Origin of the sequence: Pseudomonas sp. NBRC 111139 (assembly GCF_001753955.1) — a bacterium.
Lineage (GTDB): Bacteria > Pseudomonadota > Gammaproteobacteria > Pseudomonadales > Pseudomonadaceae > Aquipseudomonas > Aquipseudomonas alloputida.
On sequence record NZ_BCBP01000075.1, the window covers coordinates 25087 to 31855 of the forward strand.

Genomic DNA, 6769 nt, shown 5'->3' on the forward strand with positions numbered 1-6769 from the left:
GAACATCGCCGCCACTCAATCGAAATTTGCCGAGGCTGACGGCGTACGTGTTTTCTATCGTGAAGCAGGTGACCCTTCGTTACCGACCCTCCTGCTGCTCCATGGTTTTCCGAGCTCGTCTCACCAGTTTCGCCAGCTGATCCCGTTGCTCAGCGAGCACTTTCACGTTGTCGCGCCTGATCTTCCCGGTTTCGGTTTCACCGAAGTGCCAGCGGAGCGTGGGTATGTCTACACGTTCGACGCGCTGGCCAAAACGCTGGCTGATTTTGTCGACGTCGTGGGGCTGAAAAGCTACGCCATGTATGTATTCGACTACGGCGCACCCACGGGCCTGAGACTGGCTGTCAAACATCCAGAGCGAGTGACAGGGCTGATCTCACAAAACGGCAACGCCTACCTCGAAGGGCTGGGCGATGCATGGGCGCCAATCAGGGCCTATTGGGCCGAGCCTTCGCCAGCCAACCGGCAAGTGATCGCCGATGCAATCCTGCATCTGGCGGGAACGAAATGGCAGTACGAGCATGGGGTGAGCGACCCAACCGCCATTGCGCCGGAGTCCTATACGCTGGATGCAATGCTTTTGGAGCGTCCCGGCAATAAAGAGATCCAGCTCGACCTGTTTCTCGATTACGCCAACAACCTCAAGTTGTATCCCGATTTTCAGGCGTTTTTGCGCGCCACGAAAATCCCGACACTGGCGATCTGGGGGAAACATGACCCTTTCTTTATCCCTCCCGGCGCAGAGGCGTTCAAGAAAGACAATCCCAATGCAATCGTAGAACTGCTGGACACTGGGCACTTTGCGCTGGAAACACATGCACAGCATATCGCCAGTCGGATCATTGAAGTGTTGGCTGGAGATTCATAACAGTCGCCATAAACAGACCGGATCGTCAGCCGAACTCCTGGGCCAAAGGATTGGCCTCGTTCTGCGGATTCATTTCATGGAAGGAATGACCTCAAATCGCCCTGCGAAAATCCGGCACTGGCATCAGGACAGACTGCAAGAATTAGTAACTTGTCAAAATAATTTTGAGTGGTTACTCTACTTCACAACTCAGAGACCCAAGTGATCGTCATGACCCATCCCGAGAACGGCCCGGCAATTTTTGTCGCTGATGCCCCCGCGTTAGATTTTTTGAACTCCGTGGCCAGTCCTGGCGGTACAGAGATCGACTGGATCAGCGATGGTGCCGGCTGGATCAACTGGCTGAAACAAACAGGATGGGTTGATCTAGCGATCCTTCACAACATTGAAGTCAAAGCCATGCCCGGCGAACTGGACATGGTCGCGTCCCAGGCGCAAGCACTCAGGGCATGGTTTCGCGAGTTCGTCATTAAATACAGAGGCAAACCCCTAGTTGCAGAAGCACTCAGCGACCTGGCAACCCTGAACCATTTGCTGGAGAGAGACGACAAGTATTCATCTATCGTCCCGGATCCGGTAGAACCCTTGCGATTCCAGTATCGGCAGCTGAGGCGTTGGCCTACACCACAGGCACTCTTGCTGCCGGTTGGGGAATTACTGGCTGATTTCGTTTGCTCAGAAGACTTCACGAATATCAAAAGCTGTGAGGGGGTTGGCTGCACGTTGATGTTCATTGACCACACCCGAGGGAAAAAGCGACGCTGGTGCAGCATGGCTGTGTGTGGCAACCGGGCCAAAGCGGCGGCTCACCGGGAACGAAGCAAGGTTTCGGGTAGCTGAGAGAGATTGACTCCTCATCTTCGCGACTACAATCAGGGAGCCGTCAGTGGCCTTGGCGGTTCCCCCTCCAATCGTGTTTGACCAGGCAGAAAATGGAGCGCCCCTCCTATGCTCATACCTGCCCTCAGTGCCTTCCTCGCGTTCGTCACGGGATATGCCATAAAGCGCGGCAATATCTGTGCGGTCGCGGCCGTCCATCAGTGGGTCCAGCACAAAGACAGTTATCACCTACGAGCCTTCCTGACCGCCATGTGTTGCTCCGGGATTGCACTGATATCAATCACGTGGTCGATGCCAGGTGTTACCAGCCTGTCGCCTGCTTATATGACGACGCTCGCAACGCTATCGGGCGCAGTCTTGTTTGGAATTGGCGCATGGGTGAATCAGGCGTGCGTGCTCGGAACGGTCGCGTTCTTGTGCAGAGGAGACATCAACTACGGCTGTACGCTGATTGGCATGTTTCTCGGATCGATCATGGGTCAATACGGGTCACAGCCAGTGCTGCAGTCTCCGGTTTCACCCCTTGAATCGCCCAGCGGATTCGCGCTCGCTGCCGGCCTATACGGCTTTGGCCTGATTTTCGGCCTCAGGCATCACGTTTTCCGTCACCCCCGACGTTCGGCAAAATACCGGCACTTCAGTAACAACGGCGAACTGTTACCCATGATGATTATCGTCGGCGGTTGCTGCGGGGCATTGCACGCGTTGAATGGAGAATGGACTTATCTTGCGGCGCTTGTTCGACTCGCGGCACGCACTATAACGGCATCCGCTGGCAGCCCCATTTCGACAATCTGCATCTATGCCTTTGCTGTTTTCGCCGGAGGTTTGTTCTCCGCTTGGCACAGTGGCGAATTCAGAGCGTCTTCTCTATCAATGCGCCTGGCTTCTCGCAAACTGGCAGGAGGTACGGCGATGGGATTTGCAGCCTGCAAAATTCCTGGCGGGAATGAGTCCATGTTGTTCTATGGCGCTCCATCACTGGCAACACACGCGATCGTCGCTTATGTGGCAATGACCCTGACAGTGCTTTGCATAACGTATATCCACCACGTTGCTCGTCAACAAGCCTGAGTTCTCGTGCAATCCGACTAGCGAACGCACGGTATCGCAGTAGCCGCAACCGGTCAGATTGCAGGCTGAATGCGGCCCTTGGTGAACGCCCCAAGAGCCTGCCTGATCAGCCGCAGATGACGATGTAGTCGTTCCTCTGCGTAACCCGGCGTGACTACCTTCCACGAAGTGAATGTAACGGCCCTGCACCTCATCGACTGGCAGGTACTCATCAACGTCACGACCAGATCCGTGTGGCATTGAGTCCATTGCCCAGCATCTGTCGCGTGCCCTTTGACATCGGTTCTTTCCTGGTTTGAGCAACGACCAGCAGGCAGAGACGCGCCTCTGAAAAAGACCTCGCTTCACACTCACTCAGATTGATTAAGAACGGGATGCCGCCGCACTTTAACGTTGCGACTGTCCGCTTCGGGTCGTTTGCAGCCCATGACGACAGGCGGCAATCCGCAAACAGCAGTAAGTAAAGAAATATTGTCCTTATCGGTATTTTCAGCGGTTAAAGGAAAGATTTCTTTTCCTTACTGCTGGGATTTTAGGGCATGGCAAGAGGCCGAGCTTTGAGCGCGGGTTGAGTCAAAGTTAGTCCTGGAAAGCGAAAACTGTGGGCTGGGCGGATCTCAAAAAAAAGGATCCTAAATCACCCAATCATCCGATCTTAGATTTCAATACGGCATCATTTACCTTAACGTATGGCAGATTGACTTCACCATAAAAACGTTTCGGGGATTGCATGGACGTACGCTATTGGGAAGGAGGTCTCCTTTCTTTTGAGATCGACGCTATCGACAAGATAGCCAAAGCATTTGGGCCCAAAGAGCTTCCTCCGGAACCGGGGTCAGGCTCCACGAAAGGGAATTCGTTTGACGTACTGAAACAATTGAAGAAACCTGAGGCAGGCCATGGCGTATGGCCTTGGCGCGGATACGCAGGCTTTCGTTTTGCGAACTCGCGGGGCTCAGATGGGGAGTTCGATCTTGTCATCGTCACTCATAGCATCGTTCTTGTTGTCGAGCTTAAGCACTGGCGCGGCGAGATCACCAACCACGGCGGTAAATGGCACCAAGACGGTAAGGAAACAGAAGTCTCACCGGTAGACAAAACCCGTCGGAAAACCTTTGAGCTGAGAAAACGAATCAAGGGCCTAAAGTCTCGGCTGCCTAACGGGAAAGAGCCCTGGATCGACTTCTGCATTGTGCTCACTGGCAAATGCACCCTAAATCTTCCTGAGGTCGAGATGCAGCATGTCATGCTGCTGAACGATTTTCTGGAAATGGCCGACCCTAAGCGGTTTAAAGACCGATTCAACGCGCGCTCGAATATCGGCTTGAATGAGCATTTCGGCTTCTTCGATGGCGTCATCAATGAGGGCACGGTCAAGCCCAAAGAGCTTGTTGTCGACGACTACCGTGCGCAGTCTCAAGCGGTGTTCACACACCCTACAGAGGTCTACCGAGAGTACGACGCGGTCAATATCCATAACAAGGATGACCGTGCGATGGTCCGGCTCTGGGACTTTTCGAAGCTCGATGACACCCGTGCTCGAACGGCTGAAGGGCGGTACCGAATCCTCTCGCGCGAGAGGGATGTCATGGTCTACCTCCGTCTGCGCGATCAGGAATTGATGAATCGCTGTGCTCGCCCTAAGCGTAATGCCAGCCCCGACAGTGTCACCGAGCAATATGCCGAATTGCTTGAAATGCCGGACGGGCATTACCGCCTAAACGAGTTCATCAACCGCTTTGTGGAGCGAATGACTGCGCTTGAGCGCGTCCAGCTTTTTAAAATCCTTCTGGCCCAATTTGCTGGACTGCATGGATTCAACATTGCTCACCGTGATTTGGGTGACCACAGCGTGTGGTTCACTCCATCGTCATCGATCGCTCTTTCCAATTTCATCAGTGCCTATTACCAGCCTGTCGGTACTCTCGGCGATTTGCGTACCCTGCTGAGCATTGGTGCGATCGCGCTCCCTGAAGACCAGGAAACTGCGATGGAAGGCAGTACGCCATTTTGTCGTGATGTCTTCGCGCTCGGGCTGTTGGGTTGGCATCTGCTTCAGGCCCGGCCAATGCCTCTGAAGCTCGATGTCGCCTACGTCGCAAGTATTCAAGCTCAGGTTGAGTCATCAGAAGAGTGGCCTGCAAACGTCCTCGTGCAAGCATTGCAGAATGATCCAAAGGAGCGGTTCGATCATGCCGGTGCATTTCAGCAGGCATTGAGCGAGTCTACCCCGGACAACTCTGCCAGTTTTGAATTTGATAACCGGCGGCTGGACGTTTTCTCTACCGATCTACGGCTGAGTTCCGCTTACCGGGAGGACGATGACCCTATCGCCGACACGGCAGAGAAATTGATTTATCGATCCGGCGCTCTAGTCGTGAAATCGTGGCCCTCGATCAATGCCCGGGATCCCAAGAACGGCCAAGGGCCGATGTTGATGGCTTTCTTTGAAGTTTTGGAACAGCTGAAAGGCAGCGGTTTCGCCTTTCTGCCAAAAATTGAACACTTTGGTTACGATCGCAGCGGTAACCCTTTCCTGGCTCAGGAGCATATCGAGGGTGAGCACTGGGATGAGCTGAAGGGGTTGCCGCTTGAGACCCGTATCGTCGTCGCCCACGGGCTAATCGAAGCAGTTGACGGGTTGCATGGCCAGCAATTGAGCCACGGCGATCTGCATCCACACAACGTAAAAGTCAATGTCGGTTCCGCTCCCGAAAATACCCAGGTCTACTTGCTCGACTGTCCGGATTTTTCGGCTTCAGGCGCGTCACCGATCAACACCCTCTACAGCCCCGTACTCGAAAACTGCACCCCAGCAGAGCGAGACAACTTTGCTGTGATGAGAATGGTGTTTGAGCTCTTGGACATGGACTGGGACGTGCCGTCGCAAAAGGACATTCCCGCCCTGAGGGCGGCCGTCGCGCACGAGATGGATACGGAGTCCGGCTTTCTTTCCCTGGAGCGTTTCAAGGATGCTCTGGAAGCTGCTTTCACGCCTGCGAAAACCATTGAAAACGTCTCTGTCGTCCTAAGAAACAGAAGTGGCGATGCATTTGAGATCCTACCTGACAACGGGAAAGTATTTGTTGTCGTGAAACCCGACCAAAGAGCCCCCACCAAAGCCTTGGAGGTGACGTTCGCAGGTGTCGGCGGGCAGTTACTGACGGAGTTCAATCCTGCTTCCAAGCAGTTTGTAAATGCGTTCAGGGCCAATCAGGAGATGCGGGTTCCCGCCTATCTGGCGCGTCAGGCAAACCACCACATAGAAGCACGGTTCAGCGTTTCGGGCGGTGCCAGCGTCAATGTCTATGAGCTGACCAAGCTTCTGGCCAAAGATGAGGCGTTTTTAAATCTCGCCGCGCAGGTGCATGACGCTGAAGTTCGTAAGCAAGCGGCCATTGAGGATGGTGAAAGCGTTGCGGACTCGATTACTGGTGAGGACGAGGACAACGGGCTGGCCATAGATGAGGCGCAGCTAGAAGCTGTGAAAGTGCGAAGTTTCCCTGTCAGTCAGATATGGAAAACTATCACCTCTACTGAACTTGAGGCCCAGCCCTCTTTCCGTGTTTCCGAAGAACCACACTTCCACAAGGATGGCGTAGGACTTTTGATTCCGTACGCCATGGATGCGAAGGCCCTTGAGAGTTTTGAGGCGGGAGACAACATCCGACTAATCCTCAGAGACGGGGAAAAGGACATTGATATCGGTGAGATCAACCTGGGCATGAGCGTGCGTGATGCAGTCTACGTACTTGCCTCCAGTCGTTCGAAACGCGTACAGGCTGATTCTCAATTGTTCCTCCAAAGCCGGCAAAACAAGACATCAATGACGCGTCGTCGTGGTGCGATGGAGCGGATTTTGAACCGGCAGTCGGTGCTGCCAGATCTGATGGATTACTTTGACGAAAAATGCAAACTGGCACCAAGGGGGTATGCTGAAGAGCCCACCGATGCGGACTTTGCAGTGTACGAACGTACCACTGCTAG

General features: G+C 54.0%; 4 protein-coding genes. All 4 read left to right on the top strand.

Translation table 11 applies throughout. The features are described 5' to 3' along the window. Positions 1-4 precede the first annotated feature (4 nt). Positions 5-868 (top strand): alpha/beta fold hydrolase, encoded by an 864-nt coding sequence (locus BJQ17_RS25240; protein WP_224459427.1) that lies wholly within the window; start codon positions 5-7, stop codon positions 866-868. A gap of 210 nt (positions 869-1078) precedes the next feature. Beyond that, the gene (locus tag BJQ17_RS25245; RefSeq protein ID WP_054894531.1) at positions 1079-1708 is read left to right on the top strand and encodes a CGNR zinc finger domain-containing protein; all 630 of its coding nucleotides are present in this window, start codon (positions 1079-1081) and stop codon (positions 1706-1708) included. 108 nt (positions 1709-1816) lie between these two features. Beyond that, positions 1817-2782, top strand: coding sequence for a YeeE/YedE thiosulfate transporter family protein (locus tag BJQ17_RS25250; protein WP_054894532.1), 966 nt, complete (start codon positions 1817-1819; stop codon positions 2780-2782). Positions 2783-3512: 730 nt separating this feature from the next. Further along, positions 3513-6769 (top strand): NERD domain-containing protein kinase family protein (locus BJQ17_RS25255; protein WP_175442756.1); only part of this gene is annotated, 3257 nt, incomplete at its 3' end.

Bases quoted from the DNA above. Each gene is read 5' to 3' on its own strand.
- BJQ17_RS25245 (WP_054894531.1), top strand. From the start codon at position 1,079: ATGACCCATCCCGAGAACGGCCCGGCAATTTTTGTCGCTGATGCCCCC.
- BJQ17_RS25250 (WP_054894532.1), top strand. From the start codon at position 1,817: ATGCTCATACCTGCCCTCAGTGCCTTCCTCGCGTTCGTCACGGGATAT.